Here is a 19,117-nt window from a genome sequence, read left to right as displayed (position 1 = left end):
GAAAGACCCAACAGGGGCACCCCCCCCGTCCCCCCGCAGAAAAATCTTCAACCCGGGCGCCCGCTAAGGCTCGTCCGCCCTACACGCGTTTTTGGCCCCCCCCCCCCCCCCCCCCCCCCCCCCCCGAGGCGCGACGCCGGAGCCCCGGTGCAGCCCGCCACGCCGAGGCCACCCTGCCGCGAACCGTCAGGCCAGGCCGCGAAATCCACAACACGAGAAACTGTCGGCAGAACCGAAGTCGGAGCACCCAGGCATTCGACTCAGGTATCGCGCGCCCTGAGCTTAGATTTCTCGAAGGAACGACCGCGGCTGACCGCTACTGACTGCCACTACTCGCGCAGTAGTCGCGCACGATCACAGGCACAAGGCTCGCCTAGCCGCGGGGCAAGACACACGAAAGGGCTCGAGATAAGAGGCTTACAGATCGAGAGATGACGCCCGCTCAGAAGGTACGACTATGCGAACTGCCGCTAAATTAGGCACATGTGACAGCAAATCGGACGCATGAAGGAACGCCATCTCTTACCGGCGGTGGCACCTTCCGAGCCGCCCCCAGCGAAGCCTCCGTCAACGAATCGCGCCCTCAAGCCGCAGGAAAAGTCAGCTCATGCCTCAAAACCGCGATTTAGGCCCCTAAAAAGTAAGCCCCAGGTCTCTGACCTGGGGCTTTACCGAGAGCGGGCGACGAGAATCGAACTCGCGCTCTAAGCTTGGGAAGCTCATGTTCTACCATTAAACTACGCCCGCATGTGACGGGGCGTCAGAGACGGCCCGGTCGAGGATCACTGTACCCCATGGCGGGAGGCGGTGGGTGCAGGGTTTCCGGTGGCGGCGAGCCTCGCGGGGTGGTGTCCGGTAGATCCCCTAATGTGACGCTGTCGGCGGATCAGTAGGAAGGGGACCGATGGAGCAGCGCACCGTGGTTCGTTGTGCCGAGGGGCACGTGTTCAGCACGGCGGCTTTCCCGATGCAGCACTTGCAGGCGGCCCGGTTGGGGCCGGGGCGGCTGCTGCGGTGCCCGAGGTGCGGGCGGTTGCGGAGTTCGGTGCCGGCGGACGTGGCGGAGCTCTCGGCTGGCCAACTGTCGCACGCGCTGCGGCTGGAGGCGGTCGAGTCGCCGGTCTGAGGCCGGAGCACGGGCGGTCCGGGGGGTGGGCGCTTTTGGGGCGGCCGCCCCCTGGCACGTACCCTCGGGGGCGTGCTGCTCTCTGACAAGGACATTCGTGCCGAGATCGACAAGGGTCGGGTCGTCATCGACCCGTTCGAGCCCGCGATGGTTCAGCCGTCGAGCATCGATGTTCGGCTGGACCGCTTCTTCCGGGTCTTCGAGAACCACCGCTACCCGCACATCGACCCCTCCGAGGAGCAGCCGGACCTGACCCGGCTGGTGGAGCCGGAGGGCGACGAGGCGTTCATCCTGCACCCGGGCGAGTTCGTGCTGGCCGCCACCTACGAGGGGATCACGCTGCCGGACGACGTGGCCTCCCGGCTGGAGGGCAAGTCGAGCCTGGGCCGGCTGGGGCTGCTGACGCACTCCACCGCGGGGTTCATCGACCCGGGGTTCAGCGGCCACGTGACGCTGGAGCTGTCGAACGTGGCGACGCTGCCGATCAAGCTGTACCCGGGGATGAAGATCGGCCAGCTGTGCCTGTTCCGGCTGTCCTCCCCCGCAGAGCACCCGTACGGCTCGAAGCGCTACGGCTCGCGGTACCAGGGCCAGCGCGGCCCGACGGCCTCCCGCTCGTACCTGAACTTCCACCGCAGCGACATCTGAGGCAACCGCACCACCAGAGCGCAGCCGGACCAAGAGCGCAGCAGGACGAGGGCCGACCCGCCGCCGGGTCGGCCCTCGTGGCATGTCGGCGTGCGTCAGCCGCGCTTCGGGCGGGTGGTGGCGACCAGCACGGTGCCGTCCTCGGAGAGGGTCAACTCGGTGCGCAGCTCGGCGAGTTCACCGAGGTGGTGGAGGTGGGTGCCGCCGCAGAAGATCTCGGCGGGGCCGGCCGGGAGGGCGGCGTGCCAGCGGCGGCGGGCGGTCAGTTCGGGACCCGGCACCTCGATGCGGACCTCGGCGTCGGCGGCGACCCAGGCGGCGAGCTGGACGTTGACCGCCTCGGTGAGCGCGGGCAGGGCGTCGGCGAGGGCGGGGAAGTCCTCTGCGGCGTCGACGGTGAAGCCCTTCTTGCGCAGCGACTTGCCGAGCCGGTAGGTGTCGGTGCTGGCGTCGGTGTCCATCACCGAGGAGTCCATGGCGAGGCTGTCGAAGTCCGGGTGGCCGAAGGCGTCGGCGCGGCCCGGGTCCTTGCGCCAGCGCGGGGCGAGCGCGGCGTTCAGGGCGAGCGCCAGCAGGTGGCAGCCGGTGTGGGCGGCGGAGAGCAGTCCGCGCCGCTCGGCGTCGACGTCGAGCCGCGCGGTGCGGCCGACGGCGTCCGGGCCGGGGGCGTCGGCCAGCACGTGCAGCACCAGCCAGGACCACTCCTCGTCGCCGCGGCGGACCGGGATGTCCGCGCCGACCAGCAGGTCGCCGCCGTCCGGGCCGACCGCGCCGGTCAGGCAGTCGACCACCGGGTACGCGGCGCCGTCGACGGTGAGGGTGCCCAGGTCAGCGGGCTGGTCGGGCCAGGTGTGGTCGAGCGGGTGGAACGGCGTGGACTCGGTGACCACGGCGGTGCGGCCGTCCGGCAGGGCGTGCACGGCGAGGATCGGCGACTCGCCGGTCACCGCCCCGGCCGGGAAGCTGACGTGGGTGGTGGGCAGAGTCATGCGGACGCTCCAGACGAGGGTGGGTCGAACACCCCACCCTACAAAGATCTCGCCATTCGGACGGACCGTGCACGCACCGGGCGGCGGCGCGGGCCGCTCAGCCCAGGGTGGGCAGCTTGATCAGCACCAGCAGCGCGAGCAGTTGCAGCGCCGCCGCGCCGGCCGCCTTGCCCCAGGGCAGGTCGTGGATCCGCCGCACCATCGTGGTCAGCAGCACCGCGCAGACCAGCCAGCTCGCCCAGCCGACCACCTGGACCACGGGGTTGGCGGCGGGCAGGAAGATCGCCAGCAGCAGGCGGGGGGCGTCGGTGGTCCAGGTGATCAGGACCGCGAGGCCGACGGTGGACTGCCAGGGGCCGTCGCCGCCGAACTGCCGGGCCAGCGCGTAGGTGACCGCGCCGAGCACGCCGCCGGCCAGGGTGAAGCCGATCGCGGCGCCGGCCATCGACCACAGGGCGACCGCGAACGCGGAGTGCACCACCTGGTCGCTGGTGCTGTCGAGGGCGAACACCGCCAGCACGCCGTACAGCAGCGAGACGGTCAGCGCGGCCAGCCAGACCTGGTGCTCGCGCATCCGGTCGAAGGTGGCGGAGGGCTCCCGGTACATCCCGGTCAGCAGCTGCCGCCAGCGCAGCCGGGGGCCGCCCAGGTGCGGGGCGGCCTGGCCGCCGGCCCGGTAGACCGCGACGTTGTCACCGGACGGGTACTCCGGCTCGCCGCCGTAGCCCGGCCCCGGGTAGCCGTAGCCGTCCTCGGTGTAGCCCTGCGGGTAGCCGTAGCCGTCCGGGCCGGGGTAGGGCTGCTCGCCGAGCGCGAACGCCCGGGTGTGACCCGGCTGGTCGCCGTACCGGTCGCCGCCGGGTGCGTCCCCGGGGTACTGCTCGTGCGGGGCGGTGAAGTACTCGGGCCCCTCGGGCTGCCGGGCGCCCTGGTACGGATCGCCCTGCGGGGTGCCCGGGTGGGGTGCCGACCAGCCCTGTCGCGGGTCGGTGCCCCGTCCGTCGTCGTGTCGATTGCCAGCCACGCCACGACGGTACCCGCAACGGCTGACCACCCGTCGGGTGATCATGGCCGCGCGACCGGATTGCAGCCGTCCTGTGACGGTCCTCCGCGGGGGTGCGTCAGCTGGTGACGCCGGCGCCCGGGGCGTGCACGGCGGCGGCGTTGCTCAGGCCCGCCTCGCAGCCGCCGGGGCCCGCGGAGAGCCGGACCGCGCCGACCGGCAGGCGGGTGCCGCAGGCGATCCGCAGGCCGGCGGAGAGCTCGTTCTCGGCCTCCAGGACCGCGCCGTCGCCGATCACCACGCCGTCCAGCGAGCAGCGCTCACCGATCTCGGCGTAGGCGCCGACGATGGAGTCCTTGACGTACGCGCCGGCCTCGATCCGGGCGCCGGGGAGCACCACGGTGCCCTCGACGATCGCGCCGGCCGCGACCTCGGCGCCCTCGGACACGACGGTGCCGGAGCCGAGCACGGCGCCCTGGTCGACCCGGGCGCCGGGCAGCAGCAGGGCCTCACCGGTCGGGCCGGGGACGGCCGGGGAGTCGACCTTGCCGAGCACCAGGTCGGCGGAGCCGCGGACGAAGGCGCCGGGGGTGCCGAGGTCCAGCCAGTACGAGGTGTCCACCACGCCGCGCAGCAGGGCGCCGGTGGCGAGCAGTTCGGGGAAGGTCTCGCGCTCGACCGAGACCTCGCGGCCGGTCGGGATGCGGTCGATCACCGAGCGGGTGAAGACGTAGCAGCCTGCGTTGATCTGGTCGGTGACGATCTGCTCGGGGGTCTCCGGCTTCTCCAGGAAGGCCAGCACCCGGCCGTTCTCGTCGGTGGGGACCAGGCCGAAGGCACGCGGGTCGGCCACCCGGGTGAGGTGCAGGGTGACGTCGGCGCCGGAGGCGGTGTGCCCGTCGCGCAGCGCGGCGATGTCGAGGCCGGAGAGGATGTCGCCGTTGAAGACCAGCACCGGCTCGTCGGGGCCGCAGGTCAGGCCGGAGGCGGCGTTGCGGATCGCCCCGCCGGTGCCCAGCGGCTCCTCCTCGGTGAGGTAGACCAGCTCGATGCCGTACGGGCTGCCGTCCTGGAAGTGGTCGACGAAGACCTCGGCGAGGTACGAGGTGGCGAGCACCACGCGGGTGACGCCGGCGGCCGCGGCGCGGGCCAGCTGGTGGGCGATGAACGGGACACCGGCCACGGGCAGCATGGGCTTCGGCGTGTGGGTGGTCAGCGGGCGCAGCCGGGTGCCCTTGCCTCCGACCAGCATGATCGCCTCGGTCATGTCTCTGTTCTCCCCTGGTCCGGTGTCCGGCGTGCCCGGCTCGACAGGGTCCGGTGTGCTCGCTCGGTGACATGGTGCGGCCGGCCGTGGTGGCCGAAAGCGGGCCCTGATCCGGGGCCCGCCGCATACTCTATTTGCTCGAACAGCGCACGACAGCCACCGGCCCACCCGGGCTGGTGTGCGAACCGCCGCCGGTCAGCGCCGCCGCTACGGCAGCAGCCAGGACTTGGCGGCCGAAGTGCCGGCGTCGGTGCCGCCGCTGGTGTTGAGCTTGGCGACCGCGGCGGGCGGCAGTGCGCGGTCCCAGACCTGCACGTCGGCGATGGCGCCGTCCCAGAAGTCGCTCCAGGCCGACTTGTAGCGGACCCGGCCGAGCTGGAGGCCGCCGGTGGTCTGCCAGATGCCGCTGACCGCCGTGGTCTGCTGCGGGGCGCCGTCGACGTACAGCTGGATCTTCCTGGTGCCCGCGTCGTAGACGCCGGTGAGCAGCGTCCAGGAGCCGGTGGTGGCGCCGTTGCCGTACGCCTGCACGGTCGTGGTGTCCTGGGCGCCGGCCGCGGTCTGCACCTTGAAGACCCACTGATTGTGGGAAGCCCAGTCCTCGCGACCCAGGTAGAACGAGTAGTAGGTGTCGCCGCCCTGGGTGACCGCGGCCCGGCCGCCGCTCGGCGCGTTGTTGCGGACCAGCGCGGAGACGGTGAAGCTGCGCGAGGTGTCGACCACCGCGGCCTGGTTCTCCGCGTAGCCGATGGAGTTGCCGTACAGCACCAGGGTGGGGCCCTTGTGGCCGTCGCTGGTGCCGAGCGCGCTGCCGCCGCCGAGCGCGAATCCGGCGAGCGTGGGCGCCGCGGAGGGCTTGCCGCTGGGGCTCTTGCCCGGCTTGGCGCTGTCGGTGGCGGACGCGGAGGCGGAGGCGGCGGCCGAGCCCGACGCGGACGCCGACGGGGAGGCGGAGGGCGGGCCTGAGGGGGTGCCCGGCGCGCTGGGCGCCGGCCCGTCGGGCTGGGCGGTGGCGCTGGGGACGGGCTTGGCGTCGGGGGTGCCCTTGGGCCCGGAGAGCGCCACGGCGGTGGCGACGATCCCGCCGACCAGCACCACCGCGAGGACGCCGCCGCCGATCTTCAGCCGCCGCTTGCGCAGGTACTCCCGCTCGTTGGCGTCCGCGAGCGCCGCCCAGTCGGGCGCCCCGGAGCCGGAGGTGACGGTCGGCAGGTAGGCGGGTGCGCCGCCGAAGTTCCCCGGCGGCGCGGCGCCGTACCCGGGCCCGTTCAGCGGTGGGCCGCCGGGCCCCGGTATTCCCCCGTCAGCAGTCATGCGCAGATGCTAGGACATCGCCCCAGCTCCGGGAACGCCCGGACCCCGGAGCCGCAACGGGCGTCCGGGGTCCGGGGAGTGAGCGGGCGTCAGGCGTCGACCGGCTCGGCGGTCTCGGCCGGGGTGGCGCGGACCGACTCCAGCAGCAGCTGGGCGACGTCGACCACCTTCAGGTGCTCCTTGGCCGCGCCCTCGTTCTTCTTGCCGTTGACCGAGTCGGAGAGCATCACCAGGCAGAACGGGCAGGCGGTGGAGACGATGTCCGGGTTGAGGGACAGCGCCTCGTCCACGCGCTCGGTGTTGATCCGCTTGCCGATCCGCTCCTCCATCCACATCCGCGCGCCGCCCGCGCCGCAGCAGAAGCCGCGCTCCTTGTGGCGGTGCATCTCCTCGTTGCGCAGGCCGGGCACCTTGCCGATGATCTCGCGCGGCGGGGTGTAGACCTTGTTGTGGCGGCCGAGGTAGCACGGGTCGTGGTAGGTGATCAGGCCCTCCACCGGGTTCACCGGCAGCAGCTTGCCCTCGTCGATCAGGTGCTGCAGCAGCTGGGTGTGGTGGATGACCTCGAAGTGCCCGCCGAGCTGCGGGTACTCGTTGGCGATGGTGTTGAAGCAGTGCGGGCAGGTGGCGACGATCCGCTTGGTGGGGGCGTCCTCCAGCGCGGCGTTCAGGGTCTCGACGTTCTGCGCGCCGAGCATCTGGAACAGGAACTCGTTGCCGAGGCGGCGCGGGGAGTCACCGGTGCAGGTCTCCTCCTTGCCGAGGATCGCGAACTTGACGCCCGCGGTGTGCAGCAGCTCGGCGAAGGCCTTGGTGGTCTTCTTCGCCCGGTCCTCCAGGGCGCCGGCGCAGCCGACCCAGTAGAGGTACTCGACCTCGGCGGGGTCGATGTCCTCGCCGATCACCGGCACCTCGATGCCGGTCTCCTTCTTCAGCTCCTTGACCCAGTCGAGGCGCGCCTTGGTGGCCAGGCCCCACGGGTTGCCCTTGTTCTCCAGGTTCTTGAGCATCGTCCCGGCCTCGGTCGGGAAGCTGCTCTCGATCATCACCTGGTAGCGGCGCATGTCGACGATGTGGTCGATGTGCTCGATGTCGACCGGGCACTGCTCGACGCAGGCGCCGCAGGTGGTGCAGGACCACAGCACGTCCGGGTCGATGACGCCGTTCTCCTCGGCGGTGCCGATCAGCGGGCGCTCGGCCTCGGCGAGGGCCTCGGCGGGGACGCCGGCCAGCTGCTCGGCGCTCGCCCTCTCCTCGCCCTCCATGTCCTTGCCGCCACCGGCCAGCAGGTACGGGGCCTTGGCGTAGGCGTGCTCGCGCAGGCTCATGATCAGCAGCTTGGGCGACAGCGGCTTGCCGGTGTTCCAGGCCGGGCACTGCGACTGGCAGCGGCCGCACTCGGTGCAGGTGGAGAAGTCGAGGATGCCCTTCCACGAGAAGTGCTCGACCTGGGAGACGCCGAAGACCGCGTCGTCGGCCGGGTCCTCGAAGTCGATCGGGGCGCCGTTGCTGGTCATCGGACGGAGCGCGCCGAGCGCGACGCCGCCGTCCTCCTCGCGCTTGAAGTAGATGTTGAAGAAGCCCAGGAAGCGGTGCCAGGCGACGCCCATCGACGGGTTGAGGCCGATGGTGATGGCCCACGCGAAGGAGATGCAGATCTTCAGCATCGCGAACAGGTAGACCAGGTTGACCAGCGTGCCGTGCGCGACGCCGTGGAACGCGGCGGCGATCGGGTACGAGACCAGGTAGGTGGCCTCGTAGGAGTCGACGCCCTCCAGGGCGCCCTCCAGGCCGCGCAGCATCATGATGCACAGGCCGATGCCGAGGATCGTGTACTCGACGTAGAACGCCTGCCAGGCGATCGAGCCGGCGAACCGGGACTTGCGGCCGGCCCGCGAGGGCAGGCTGAGCAGCCGGATCACGATCAGGGTGAGGATGCCCAGCGTGGTCAGCGTGCCGATCAGCTCGACGAAGATGTTCCACGGCAGCCAGTGACCGATCACCGGCAGCGCGAACTCGGCGTCGAAGAGCTGCCCGAAGGCGTTCACCAGGGTGAGCACCAGCGAGAAGAAGCCCACCGCGACGAACCAGTGGGCGATGCCGACGATGCCCCAGCGGTTCATCCGGGTGTGGCCGAGGAACTCCTTGGCCACCGTGGCGACCCGCTGGGCGGGCTGTCCGAACCGGGTGGCGTCGGCGGAGCCGGTGCGCACCACCTTGTAGATGTACAACGCCGCACGGGCGGCGAGCGCGGTGCCGATCACGAAGGTGACCAGCGAGATGACGATCGCTGCTAGCTGCATCGGCTCTCCGTCTCCAGCGGCTTTGGTCCTAGTCTCCCGCAGAGTGTACTGGTCGGTAACTTGCAGGGTCGACGGGCCGGACATTACCGCGCGTTAACACCCGTCCAGAAGATGTTCAAGGTATGGCGGCAGTCACTAAGGCCAGACTCACCCTAGCGGCCCAGCCCTCCGCATAAGCGCTCAGTAAAGTTGAGCGACACCGACTCAAAGCTGTTGACGCTTCCCGATCCGTCATGCATCCTTGAGCCCGTACAGCTCAACTTCTCCCCGGAGGTATTCACGATGGCACGCGCGGTCGGCATCGACCTCGGTACGACGAACTCCGTCGTCAGTGTTCTTGAGGGCGGTGAGCCCACGGTCATCACCAACGCCGAGGGCGCTCGGACCACGCCGTCCGTCGTCGCCTTCGCCAAGAACGGCGAAGTCCTGGTCGGCGAGGTCGCCAAGCGTCAGGCGGTCACCAACGTCGACCGCACCATCCGGTCGGTCAAGCGCCACATGGGCACCGACTGGAAGATCGGCATCGACGGCAAGGACTTCACGCCGCAGCAGATCTCCGCCTTCGTCCTGCAGAAGCTCAAGCGGGACGCCGAGTCGTACCTGGGCGAGACGGTCACCGACGCCGTCATCACCGTCCCGGCGTACTTCAACGACTCCGAGCGCCAGGCGACCAAGGAGGCCGGCGAGATCGCGGGCCTGAACGTCCTGCGCATCGTCAACGAGCCGACCGCCGCCGCCCTGGCCTACGGCCTGGACAAGGACGACCAGACCATCCTGGTCTTCGACCTCGGTGGCGGTACGTTCGACGTCTCGCTGCTGGAGATCGGCGACGGCGTGGTCGAGGTCAAGGCCACCAACGGCGACAACCACCTCGGCGGCGACGACTGGGACCAGCGGGTCGTCGACCACCTGGTCAAGGTCTTCCAGGCCGGCCACGGCGTCGACCTGTCCAAGGACAAGATGGCCGTCCAGCGCCTCCGCGAGGCCGCCGAGAAGGCCAAGATCGAGCTGTCCTCGTCCTCCGAGACCTCGATCAACCTGCCCTACATCACGGCGTCCGCCGAGGGCCCGCTGCACCTGGACGAGAAGCTCACCCGCTCCCAGTTCCAGCAGCTGACCGCGGACCTGCTGGACCGCTGCAAGCACCCGTTCCACAACGTCATCAAGGACGCCGGCATCCAGCTGTCCGAGATCGACCACGTGGTCCTGGTCGGCGGCTCGACCCGTATGCCGGCCGTCGCCGAGCTCGTCAAGGAGCTGACCGGCGGCAAGGACGCCAACAAGGGCGTCAACCCGGACGAGGTCGTCGCCATCGGCGCGTCCCTGCAGGCCGGTGTCCTGAAGGGCGAGGTCAAGGACGTCCTGCTGCTCGACGTCACCCCGCTGTCCCTGGGCATCGAGACCAAGGGCGGCATCATGACCAAGCTGATCGAGCGCAACACCACGATCCCGACCAAGCGCTCGGAGATCTTCACCACGGCCGAGGACAACCAGCCGTCCGTGCAGATCCAGGTCTACCAGGGCGAGCGCGAGATCGCGGCGTACAACAAGAAGCTCGGCATGTTCGAGCTGACCGGCCTGCCGCCGGCGCCCCGCGGCCTGCCGCAGATCGAGGTCACCTTCGACATCGACGCCAACGGCATCATGCACGTGGCCGCGAAGGACCTCGGCACCGGCAAGGAGCAGAAGATGACCGTCACCGGCGGCTCCTCGCTGCCGAAGGACGAGGTCAACCGGATGCGCGAGGAGGCCGAGCGGTACGCGGAGGAGGACCACAAGCGCCGCGAGGCCGTGGAGACCCGCAACCAGGGCGAGCAGCTGGTCTACTCCACCGAGAAGTTCATCGCGGACAACTCCGACAAGCTCCCGGCGGACGTCAAGACCGAGGTCGAGACCGCGATCGGCGAGCTCAAGGAGACCCTGAAGGGCGAGGACGTCGCGGCCATCCGCACGGCCACCGAGAAGGTCTCCACCACCGCCCAGAAGCTCGGTGCGGCGCTCTACGCGCAGGCCGACGGCGCGGGCGCGGCGGCCGGCGCGGCCGGTGCCGGCGAGCCGGGCGCCAAGGACGACGACGTGGTGGACGCCGAGATCGTCGATGACGAGAAGCCCAAGGGCGGTGCCGCATGACGGAGAAGCCGCAGGGCGAGCAGCCCGGCGACGACTCCGCCGCCGAGGAGGCCGTGCTCAAGGCTGCCGAGGAGGCCGTCGCGGGCGCCGGCTCGGACGAGCTGGCCACCGCCAAGCGCGAGGCCGGTGAGCGCACCGCCGACCTGCAGCGCTTGCAGGCCGAGTACCAGAACTACCGCAAGCGGGTCGAGCGGGACCGTGCCACGGTCCGGGAGATCGCCGTCTCCAACATCCTGGAGTCGCTGATCCCGGTGCTGGACGACATCGGCCGGGCCCGCGAGCACGGCGAGGTGACGGGCGGCTTCAAGTCCGTCGCCGAGTCCCTGGAGACGGTCGTCGCCAAGCTGGGCCTGCAGCAGTTCGGCAAGGAGGGCGAGCCCTTCGACCCGACGCTGCACGAGGCGCTGATGCACAGCTACTCCTCGGACGTCACCGAGGACACCTGCGTGCAGATCCTCCAGCCCGGGTACCGGATCGGCGAGCGGATCATCCGCCCGGCGATGGTCGCGGTCGCGGAGCCCCAGCCGGGCACCCAGACCACCGGCGAGCCGGACTCCGGCAAGGCTGACGGCGCGTCCGACAGCTGAGTACCATCCGTGCGCTGCGGAGTCGTACGTCGTCCACACGGCGGCGGCTCCGCAGCGCCGTACTACGGCGCCGCAGCACAGCGGCGGGAATCGCAACGGGAGGTGGCGGTAAAAGGCCATGAGCGCTAAGGACTACGTGGAGAAGGACTACTACAAGGTCCTCGGCGTGCCCAAGGACGCCACCGCCGCCGAGATCAAGAAGACGTACCGCAAGCTGGCGCGCGAGTTCCACCCGGACGCCAACAAGGGCGACGCCAAGGCCGAGGAGCGGTTCAAGGACATCTCCGAGGCGTACGACGTGCTCTCCGACGAGAAGCGCCGCAAGGAGTACGACGAGGCGCGCTCGCTGTTCGGCAACGGCGGGTTCCGGCCCGGCGGGGCGGCCGGCGGCGGCTTCGACTTCGGCGACCTGTTCAACGGCGGCGGCGGGGGCGGCGGCGGACTCGGCGACGTGTTCGGCGGCCTGTTCAACCGCGGCGGGCGGCAGACCGCGCAGCCGCGCCGGGGCGCCGACGTGGAGACCGAGGTCACCCTCAACTTCGAGGAGGCCGTGGACGGCGCCACCGTGCCGCTGCGGATGACCTCCCAGGCGGCCTGCCGGGCCTGCGCCGGGACGGGCGCGAAGACCGGCACCACCCCGCGGGTCTGCCCGACCTGCGTCGGCGCGGGCACCGTCAGCCGCGGCCAGGGCGCCTTCGCGCTCTCCGAGCCGTGCCGGGACTGCAAGGGCCGCGGCATGATCGTCGACGACCCGTGCACCGTGTGCCACGGCAGCGGCCGGGCCTCCTCGGCCCGCACCATGCAGGTCCGCATCCCGGCCGGCGTCCAGGACGGCCAGCGGATCCGGCTCAAGGGCAAGGGCGCGCAGGGCGAGCGCGGTGGCCAGAACGGCGACCTGTACGTCAGCGTGCACGTCGACTCGCACCCGGTGTTCGGGCGCAAGGGCGACAACCTGACGGTCACCGTGCCGGTCAGCTTCCCCGAGGCGGCGCTCGGCGGCACCATCGAGGTGCCGACCCTGAACGGTCCGGCCGTGAAGCTCAAGCTGCCCCCGGGCAGCGCCAACGGCCTGACCATGCGGGCCCGCGGCAAGGGCGCCACCCGCAAGGACGGCACCCGCGGCGACCTGCTGGTCACCGTGGAGGTCGCGGTGCCCAAGCACGTCACCGGCGACGCGCTGACCGCACTGGAGCAGTACCGCGAGGCCACCACCTCGGACGACCCGCGTGCCGCCCTGTTCAAGGCGGCGGAGGGAGCGTGAGATCCCGATGAGTCCCCACCCCGACAGTCCCCACGGCGACGGCCGGATCGGCCCCCCCGGCCTCGGCGAGGGCTTGCCCGGCGCCGGCCGCACCCGGCCGACCGGGCCGCCGGCCTACGTGCTGACCGAGGACACCCCCGTCTACGTCATCTCGGTGGCCGCCGAGCTCTCCGGCCTGCACCCGCAGACCCTGCGCCAGTACGACCGGCTCGGCCTGGTCTGCCCCGATCGCACCGCCGGCCGCGGCCGCCGGTACTCGGCGCGCGACATCCAGCAGCTGCGCGAGGTCCAGCGGCTGTCCCAGGACGAGGGCATCAACCTGGCCGGCATCAAGCGGATCATCGAGCTGGAGAACCAGGTCGCCGCCCTGCAGTCCCGGATCGCCGAGCTGGTCGACGCCCTGGACGGCGCCGCCGCCACCCTCCAGCAGCGCGAGGCCGCCGTGCACGCCTCCTACCGCCGCGACCTCGTCCCCTACCAGCAGGTGCAGCAGTCCAGCGCGCTGGTGGTCTGGCGCCCCAAGCGCTGATCGCGTTCGACGCCGTCGACAACCTCCGGCCGTCCGGGGGGTTTCGGCGGCGTCGCCGTGCTGGGAGAGTTTCAGCGTGGCGGCCGATCGAATGCCCGGCGCAAATGGGAATCCGCGGTCGGGCGGTTCTGCCTATGATCCCTACTGATCAACCTGGCTAGCCGTGCACCACCGCCCACGGAGTCAGACGGAGGGGAGAAGTCCATGCGCGCATTCCGGGACTCCACATCGCTCGATCCCGGGCGCAGGTCGCTCTCCGCAGAAGCACATGAGGTGTACCTGTTCATCGTGCGTTCCGGTGGGCGGGTGGACACCACCGCGCACGAGGCTGTTCGGGAGCAGATTGTCGAGCTGCTCGAATTCGGCTTGTTGATCCGCGAATCCGACGACCCGTCAGTCGTGGTGGCGATCGACCCGCGGACGCTCTCGGTCTCGCTCAGCACCGCCTGGCAGCGCGAGGCCGCCCACCTGCTCACCCGCTCCGCCACGCTCTCCGCCGAACTGCAGGACCTCGGCGAGGCGTTCAGCGAGCTGACCGGCACCGGCGAGTCCGGCGGGAAGATCGAGTACGTCCAGGGCCACACCACGATCAACCAGCGGCTGGCGATGCTGGTCGACAACTGCACGCAGGAACTGCTGACCGCGCAGCCCGGCGGCGGGCGGCGGGCCGAGACGGTGCGGGCGGTCGTCGACCGCGACCTCGGGGTGCTCCACCGGGGCGGCACCGCCCGGAGCATCTACCAGCCGAGCGCCCGGTACTCGAGTCCGACGCTGGAGTACGTCGAGACGATGACCGCGGCGGGCAGTCAGATCCGCACCCTGGACGAGCCGTTCAGCATTCTGATCATCATCGACCGGAAGGTCGCGATCATCCCGGGCAGCAAGGACATGACCCAGGCCGCCTTCATCAAGGACCAGGCGGTGATCGCCTACCTCGTGCAGACCTTCGACGCGCTCTGGGAGCGGGCGATCCCGTTCCACGCGAACCGGGAGGTCCCGCCGCAGGTCCTGACCAGCCTGCGCCGGCAGATCATCCGGTCGATGGTGCAGGGCATCGGCCACCGGGTGATCGCCCGCAACCTCGGGCTGAGCGAACGCACCCTGGCCCGGCACATCGCGGAACTCCGCGAGGACTACGGGGTCGACACCCTGTTCCAACTCGGCTGGAAACTGGCGCAGGAAGCCGAGGACGTCGAGAGGCCCGACTCTGACGACCTGTCGGACGGACCCCTCGACTGATCCCGACTACTGCCAGTAGCTGTCCGCGGGGATGACCGTCTGCTGGGCGGCCTTCGGGTCCCAGCCGCTGTCGGCGTTGGCGGTGCCCACACCGGCGAAGAGCGCAGCACCCAGAAGAACGACCGTGGCAATGAGGCGACGCGCATGACGCACGAGAGCACTCCCTCCGATGTAGATCACATCAACCAACTGCGAGTATGACAATCTGACCGAGCATTAATAATGCCCGCATTGCGCGGGATCGCGGAAGGCGACAGGGGCTGTCATCTCCCTGCATGGCAGAGAGATGACATCGGGTGACAGTGGACGGCACCGCCGACGTGCAGCGACGATCAGTGAGCCCAGCACTCGCGTGAGCAGGGTTCGACCGACGGGGGCGCACGCGAGTGGCATGAACTCGGCAAATTAGTTCCGACCGCACCGAATGTCAGCAGCATTCGCAAAACACCACGCTGGCAGGGCCCGCCCCCGCCGACCGATTCTCCCGGAGTCGACATGACTGAGCCTCATCTGCGCAATCACGCGGTCCAGAGCGCCGAAGGACGCCGCGCGCGGGTGTTCCTGGCCGCGCCGCTGATGCGGCTGACCGGGCCCGCCGACAGCGTCGTGACGCTGGCCAGCCGGACCAGGCTGACCACCCTGCGGAGCACGCTGCTGCGCAGCGGCGCCGCGGTCTACAGCGCGCACCACAGCGACGCCTGGACGGTGGCCGGCCGGGTGCCGGAGCCGCGGGTGCCCTCGGACTTCCGGGCGATGCAGAGCGCGGACCTGGTCTTCGCGTACGTCGGCGCCCCGCTGTCGGCGGGCGTCAGCCTGGAGCTCGGCTGGGCCTCGGCGCTGCGCAAGCCGATCGTGCTGCTGGTCGACGAGGCGATCACCCACAACCCGCTGATCGCCACCATCGAGCAGGTCTCCCCCGTGCTGCCGCTGGTCTTCGACGACACCTGGTCGCAGGAGGCGCTGCACCACACCGTGGAGACCGCGCTGGACTGGGCCGGCATGGCGCTCTCGCTGCGCGGCGGCTTCTGGACCGCGCCCGGCGACCAGTTCCCGCGCCCGCGGCAGGAGCCCACCAGCCCGTACGGCTTCTGGTCCCCGGAGATCGCCACCGGCTGACGATCCGTCAGGCCTCGCGCGGCCCCTCGGCTCCCCGCATCTGCCAGCCCAGCTGGAAGAGGGTCTCCGCGTCGTAGAGCTCGCGCAGCCGGGAGATGTGCCCGGCCACGGTGCGTTCGGACAGGCCCAGCCGGGAGGCGATGGCGCGCTGGGTCAGGCCCTGGGCGAGCAGGCGTCCGACCTGGTCGTGGACCGGGACCGCCGGGTCGCCGCCGGACTCGACCGCCCGCCACTGCACCCGCTCGGCCCGCTCCCAGTCCCGTTCGAACGCGGCCACCAGGAACGAGACCACCGCCGGGTCCTCGATGAACGCGGCACTGGTGTTGTCCGCGGACGCCGGGACCACCGCGACCCGGCGGTCGAAGACCAGCAGCCGGCTGAACGGCTCGCCGAGCGTGCGGAACCGGCCGCCCCAGGCGGTCACCTTCGCCGCCCACCGCACCGTCGTCTCGTCCATCCGGGCGGCCGGCTCGTAGATGCTGCGCAGCGTGGCGCCGCGCTCCAGGAAGCGGCGGGTGCGCTCCAGCGACTCGGCCAGCAGGTCCGGCGGACGCGCCCCGCCGGGCTGCATCGCCAGCCCCTCCTCCTGGGTCTCGCTCTCCAACTGCAGGATCCGGTGCCGGATCAGCTCCATCCGGTCGACGTGCCGCACCACGCTGGAGCGGTCCGCCCGGCGCGGGGTGGCGTCGTAGGCGTGGGTGAGGTCCTCCAGCAGCCCGGGCATCTCCTCGGCGCGCAGCAGCATCCGGGTGCCCTCGGCGCGCAGTTCGGCGCTGATCCGCTCGCTCACCGAGCGCGGGTTGACCGCGGTCAGCGACTGGTCCGCGCTGTGGTGCACCAGCAGTCCGAGTTCCAGCAGCCGCAGGACGCCCGCCGAGTCCTGCTCCACCGCCTCACGGAACATCACCCGGCCGCCCTGGTCCAGGATCTGCTGGTACAGCCGCCGTTCCGCCTCGGTCGGCAGCGCGGTGCCGTTCGGCTCGCCCACTGGTCGCTCTTCCTCTCTGCCGCCCCCGCTCATCGCGCACCGTCCCTCATCAGCCAGCCGAGCTGGAACTGCGTCTCGGCATCGTAGAGCTCGCGCAGCCGGGAGATGTGCGCGGCCACGGTGCGTTCGGAGAGGCCGAGGCGGGTGGCGATGGCGCGCTGGGTGTGGCCGGCGGTGAGCAGGCGGGCGAGCTCGGCGGGGACGCCGACGGTGCGGCCGGCCAGGGCGTGCCAGTTGACGGGTCGGGCGCGGCGCCAGTCGCGTTCGAAGCGCTCGACGAGGAGGCCGACCACGGCCGGGTCCTCCACGATGGCGGCGCTCTTCTCGTCGGCGCTGGCCGGCATGATCGCGATCTTGCGGTCGAAGATCAGCAGGCGCTGGTAGGGCTCGTCCAGCACCCGGATCCGCTCGCCGCAGGCGGTCCTCGCGGCGGCGTACTCGACGGTCGGCGGGTCGTCGAGGGCGCCGGGCTGGTAGAGGGTGCGCAGGCTGATGCCGGCCGCCAGGAAGCGGCGGTCGCGTTCCAGGGCCTGTGCCATGAAGGCGGGCAGGCGGGCGCCGCCGGGCTGGGCGGCCAGCGTCTCCTCGCGCATCTCCGACTCGATCTGCAGGATCCGGTGCCGGATCTGCTCGACGGCGGTCACGTGCTGGACGGCGCTGGTCCGGTCGGCCCGGTTCGCGGTGGCCTCGTACGCGTGGGTGAGCTCCTCGAGTTGACCGGCCGTCCGTTCGGCCTGGACCAGCAGCCCGGTGGCCCGGGAGCGCAGCTCCACCTTGATGCGCTCGCCGGCCGAGCGGGGGTCGACGGCGCTCAGCGACTGGTCGAGTCCTTGGTGGACCAGCAGCCCGAGCTCGATCAGCCGGAGCACGCCGTCGGGGTCCTGCTCCATCGCCTCCCGGAACATCACCCGGCCGCCCTGGTCCAGGATGTCGCGGTACAGCTGCCGTTCGGCCTCGCTCGGCAGGGGGTCAGTCACGTCGGCCTCCGCGCATCAGCCAGCCGAGCTGGAACAGGGTCTGGGCGCCGTAGCGGTCGCGCAGCCGGGAGATGTGGCCGGCGACGGTCCGTTCGGAGAGACCGAGGCGGGTGGCGATGCCGCGCTGGGTGAGGCCGGCGGCGAGGAGGCGGCCGACCCGGTCGGAGACGGTGCGGGTGAGGGTGCGGCCGTCCAGGTCGCGCCAGCGGACGTGGTCGGCGCGGGCCCAGTCGCGTTCGAAGACGGAGACCAGGAAGGCGACCGCGGCGGGGTCCTCGACGAAGGCGGCGCGGCTGTGGTCGTCGGCGGCGGGGATGACGGCGATCCGGCGGTCGACGACGATCACCCGCAGGAACGGCTCGTCGAGGACCCGGATCTGCGCGCCGCGGTCGGTCATCGCGGCGGCGTGGTTGACGGCGCTCTCCTCGGTGAGCGCCACCGGCTGGTAGAGGGTGCGCATGGTGCCGCCCCGGCGGAGCAGCAACTGGTCCTGGGTGAGGGCGAGTTCGAGGACGGCGGCGGGGCGCAGGCCGGGCTGGGCGGTGAGCAGTTCGAGCCGGCACTCGGAGACCAGCTGGGCGATCCGCAGCCGGATCGCCTCCTGGCCGTCGACGTACGTGGCCTGCCGGGCCTGCTCGGCGGGGCGCGGGACGGCGTCGTAGGCGCGGGTGAGCGGGTCGAGTTCGCCGGGCAGGCGCTCGGCGTGCAGCAGCAGCCGGGTCGCCTCGGCGCGCATGTCGGCGCTGACCCGCTCGGCGACGGTGCGCGGGCTGATCGCGACGTAGTAGCCGTCGATGTGGTTGGGCAGCACCAGGCCGATCGCCACCAGCTGGTCGAGCAGGGCCTGTTGGTGGCCCGGTCCGGTGGCCGGGTCGAGCACCGGCGGGTCGGTGAGCGGGATGCGGCCGCCGGCGGCGAGCACGGCGAGGTACAGGCGGGTGGCGGCGTCCTCGGGCAGCCCGGCGCCCGGTTCGCCCTTCGGGTGGTCCGCAGCCACGTCGAGCACTCCTGCCGTGTTCCTCCGTTTGCGGATCATGATCCCAGGAGGCCCGGCCGGCTCGACGGCGGGAGCCCCGTGGACGGGCGCGTCCTCCGGGCCGGGCACCTGAGCGCCCGGGACCCGGAGGACCCGCTCGTGTCACGCCAATCGTCAGACGCTTTCGGCGAGGCGGAGCAGCAACGCCTCACCGACTCCGGACACGGGGGCCATCACCACACATGGCGTCCCGACCGGCGCTCTTCCCCCCGGCTGCGCAGGTGCGAACGCACCTGTCGTACCCACGCGAAGAGCAAGCCGTCGACTCGGGCTGCGGCGGCCCGGGACGACTTGGCGTGACTACACCCTCACAGCGTGACGAACGCCGAACAAGTGGTCTCCGGCTGCAGGTTCCTGCACTTGCGGGAACCTGCAACAAATCACCCGGACAAGTGTCCGAAAACCCGGAATCAAGCTATTCCCCCCTCCCCCGAACGGTCATTCGGCACAGGGCCCCACTCGCCGCGTGCGCGAGCGTCCGAGCAGGCCGGAGCGTCACGGCCGCCGCGGAAAATTCCGAATTCCTTCGCAGAACCCGCCGATCCGGAGGGCTCAACCCCGTTACACCGCAGGGGGTTTGCCTCATCCGCCGACCGCGCGCGGC

Annotated in this window: 16 protein-coding genes, 1 tRNA gene and 1 pseudogene; 8 read left to right on the top strand and 10 right to left on the bottom strand. The window is 71.2% G+C overall.

Annotated elements, in window-relative coordinates:
- Positions 1–676: 676 nt before the first annotated feature.
- Positions 677–747 (bottom strand) — tRNA-Gly (locus tag ACWD4U_RS28905).
- 157 nt (positions 748–904) lie between these two features.
- On the opposite strand from ACWD4U_RS28905, the gene ACWD4U_RS28900 reads away from it, so the two are divergent.
- Positions 905–1,126, top strand: coding sequence for a hypothetical protein (locus ACWD4U_RS28900; RefSeq protein ID WP_363458612.1), 222 nt, complete (start codon positions 905–907; stop codon positions 1,124–1,126).
- Between the two features lie 72 nt (positions 1,127–1,198).
- Positions 1,199–1,774, top strand: a complete 576-nt coding sequence (gene dcd / locus ACWD4U_RS28895; RefSeq protein WP_363458614.1) for a dCTP deaminase — start codon at positions 1,199–1,201, stop codon at positions 1,772–1,774.
- A 95-nt stretch (positions 1,775–1,869) separates the two neighbouring features.
- Here dcd and ACWD4U_RS28890 read toward each other — a convergent pair whose 3' ends face one another.
- The 5 genes and pseudogenes from ACWD4U_RS28890 to ACWD4U_RS28870 all read right to left on the bottom strand — a co-directional run bounded on the left by ACWD4U_RS28890 (position 1,870) and on the right by ACWD4U_RS28870 (position 8,650).
- Complete coding sequence (locus ACWD4U_RS28890) at positions 1,870–2,763, bottom strand: alanyl-tRNA editing protein (protein WP_363458616.1); 894 nt, start codon at positions 2,761–2,763, stop codon at positions 1,870–1,872.
- Between the two features lie 97 nt (positions 2,764–2,860).
- Positions 2,861–3,787 carry a Yip1 family protein gene (locus ACWD4U_RS28885; RefSeq protein ID WP_363458618.1) on the bottom strand — a complete coding sequence of 309 codons (927 nt, stop codon included), beginning with the start codon at positions 3,785–3,787 and terminating at the stop codon, positions 2,861–2,863.
- 172 nt (positions 3,788–3,959) lie between these two features.
- Positions 3,960–5,033, bottom strand: a pseudogene (locus ACWD4U_RS28880) (sugar phosphate nucleotidyltransferase); the annotation flags it as partial.
- 207 nt (positions 5,034–5,240) lie between these two features.
- Positions 5,241–6,347 carry a LamG domain-containing protein gene (locus ACWD4U_RS28875; RefSeq protein WP_363458620.1) on the bottom strand — a complete coding sequence of 369 codons (1,107 nt, stop codon included), beginning with the start codon at positions 6,345–6,347 and terminating at the stop codon, positions 5,241–5,243.
- Positions 6,348–6,436: 89 nt separating this feature from the next.
- The gene (locus ACWD4U_RS28870; protein ID WP_363458622.1) at positions 6,437–8,650 is read right to left on the bottom strand and encodes a (Fe-S)-binding protein; all 2,214 of its coding nucleotides are present in this window, start codon (positions 8,648–8,650) and stop codon (positions 6,437–6,439) included.
- A gap of 282 nt (positions 8,651–8,932) precedes the next feature.
- Here ACWD4U_RS28870 and dnaK point away from each other — a divergent pair, with 282 nt between their 5' ends.
- From dnaK to ACWD4U_RS28845, 5 genes are all read left to right on the top strand, one after another.
- Positions 8,933–10,780 (top strand): molecular chaperone DnaK, encoded by a 1,848-nt coding sequence (dnaK, locus tag ACWD4U_RS28865; RefSeq protein ID WP_363458624.1) that lies wholly within the window; start codon positions 8,933–8,935, stop codon positions 10,778–10,780.
- Complete coding sequence (gene grpE / locus ACWD4U_RS28860; protein ID WP_363458626.1) at positions 10,777–11,367, top strand: nucleotide exchange factor GrpE; 591 nt, start codon at positions 10,777–10,779, stop codon at positions 11,365–11,367. Before dnaK ends, grpE begins: the two co-directional genes overlap by 4 nt.
- A 118-nt stretch (positions 11,368–11,485) precedes the next feature.
- Positions 11,486–12,628, top strand: a complete 1,143-nt coding sequence (gene dnaJ / locus ACWD4U_RS28855; RefSeq protein WP_363458627.1) for a molecular chaperone DnaJ — start codon at positions 11,486–11,488, stop codon at positions 12,626–12,628.
- Positions 12,629–12,635: 7 nt separating this feature from the next.
- Complete coding sequence (locus ACWD4U_RS28850) at positions 12,636–13,157, top strand: heat shock protein transcriptional repressor HspR (protein ID WP_363458629.1); 522 nt, start codon at positions 12,636–12,638, stop codon at positions 13,155–13,157.
- Between the two features lie 273 nt (positions 13,158–13,430).
- Positions 13,431–14,396, top strand: a complete 966-nt coding sequence (locus ACWD4U_RS28845) for a helix-turn-helix transcriptional regulator (protein ID WP_363458631.1) — start codon at positions 13,431–13,433, stop codon at positions 14,394–14,396.
- 6 nt (positions 14,397–14,402) lie between these two features.
- Here the strand turns inward: ACWD4U_RS28845 and ACWD4U_RS28840 are convergent, their stop codons facing one another.
- A complete protein-coding gene (locus ACWD4U_RS28840; RefSeq protein ID WP_363458633.1) occupies positions 14,403–14,585 on the bottom strand; it encodes a hypothetical protein in 183 nt (60 codons plus the stop codon).
- A 306-nt stretch (positions 14,586–14,891) separates the two neighbouring features.
- Between ACWD4U_RS28840 and ACWD4U_RS28835 the strand changes: the two genes are divergently transcribed.
- Complete coding sequence (locus ACWD4U_RS28835) at positions 14,892–15,512, top strand: hypothetical protein (protein ID WP_363458635.1); 621 nt, start codon at positions 14,892–14,894, stop codon at positions 15,510–15,512.
- Positions 15,513–15,519: 7 nt separating this feature from the next.
- On the opposite strand, the gene ACWD4U_RS28830 is transcribed toward ACWD4U_RS28835, so the two are convergent.
- Genes ACWD4U_RS28830 through ACWD4U_RS28820 form a run of 3 tightly spaced genes read right to left on the bottom strand, consistent with a single transcriptional unit; the run spans position 15,520 to position 18,474 of the window.
- On the bottom strand, positions 15,520–16,500 hold the full coding sequence (locus ACWD4U_RS28830) for a LuxR C-terminal-related transcriptional regulator (protein ID WP_363458637.1): 981 nt from the start codon (positions 16,498–16,500) through the stop codon (positions 15,520–15,522).
- Between the two features lie 29 nt (positions 16,501–16,529).
- The gene (locus ACWD4U_RS28825; RefSeq protein ID WP_363458638.1) at positions 16,530–17,477 is read right to left on the bottom strand and encodes a LuxR C-terminal-related transcriptional regulator; all 948 of its coding nucleotides are present in this window, start codon (positions 17,475–17,477) and stop codon (positions 16,530–16,532) included.
- Positions 17,470–18,474: a LuxR C-terminal-related transcriptional regulator gene (locus ACWD4U_RS28820; RefSeq protein ID WP_363458640.1), complete on the bottom strand. Its 1,005-nt coding sequence runs from the start codon at positions 18,472–18,474 to the stop codon at positions 17,470–17,472. The genes ACWD4U_RS28825 and ACWD4U_RS28820 overlap by 8 nt, the downstream gene beginning before the upstream one ends.
- Positions 18,475–19,117: the final 643 nt, after the last annotated feature.

This window comes from Kitasatospora sp. NPDC002522, assembly GCF_053595195.1.
Note: the sequence above shows the minus strand (reverse complement) of the source record. Positions and strands in the feature narration are given on the sequence as shown.

Coding starts and splice junctions, on each gene's coding strand:
- ACWD4U_RS28875 (WP_363458620.1), bottom strand. CDS start 6,347: ATGACTGCTGACGGGGGAATACCGGGGCCCGGCGGCCCACCGCTGAAC.
- ACWD4U_RS28900 (WP_363458612.1), top strand. CDS start 905: ATGGAGCAGCGCACCGTGGTTCGTTGTGCCGAGGGGCACGTGTTCAGC.
- dnaK (WP_363458624.1), top strand. CDS start 8,933: ATGGCACGCGCGGTCGGCATCGACCTCGGTACGACGAACTCCGTCGTC.
- ACWD4U_RS28835 (WP_363458635.1), top strand. CDS start 14,892: ATGACTGAGCCTCATCTGCGCAATCACGCGGTCCAGAGCGCCGAAGGA.
- dnaJ (WP_363458627.1), top strand. CDS start 11,486: ATGAGCGCTAAGGACTACGTGGAGAAGGACTACTACAAGGTCCTCGGC.
- grpE (WP_363458626.1), top strand. CDS start 10,777: ATGACGGAGAAGCCGCAGGGCGAGCAGCCCGGCGACGACTCCGCCGCC.
- ACWD4U_RS28850 (WP_363458629.1), top strand. CDS start 12,636: ATGAGTCCCCACCCCGACAGTCCCCACGGCGACGGCCGGATCGGCCCC.
- ACWD4U_RS28890 (WP_363458616.1), bottom strand. CDS start 2,763: ATGACTCTGCCCACCACCCACGTCAGCTTCCCGGCCGGGGCGGTGACC.
- ACWD4U_RS28870 (WP_363458622.1), bottom strand. CDS start 8,650: ATGCAGCTAGCAGCGATCGTCATCTCGCTGGTCACCTTCGTGATCGGC.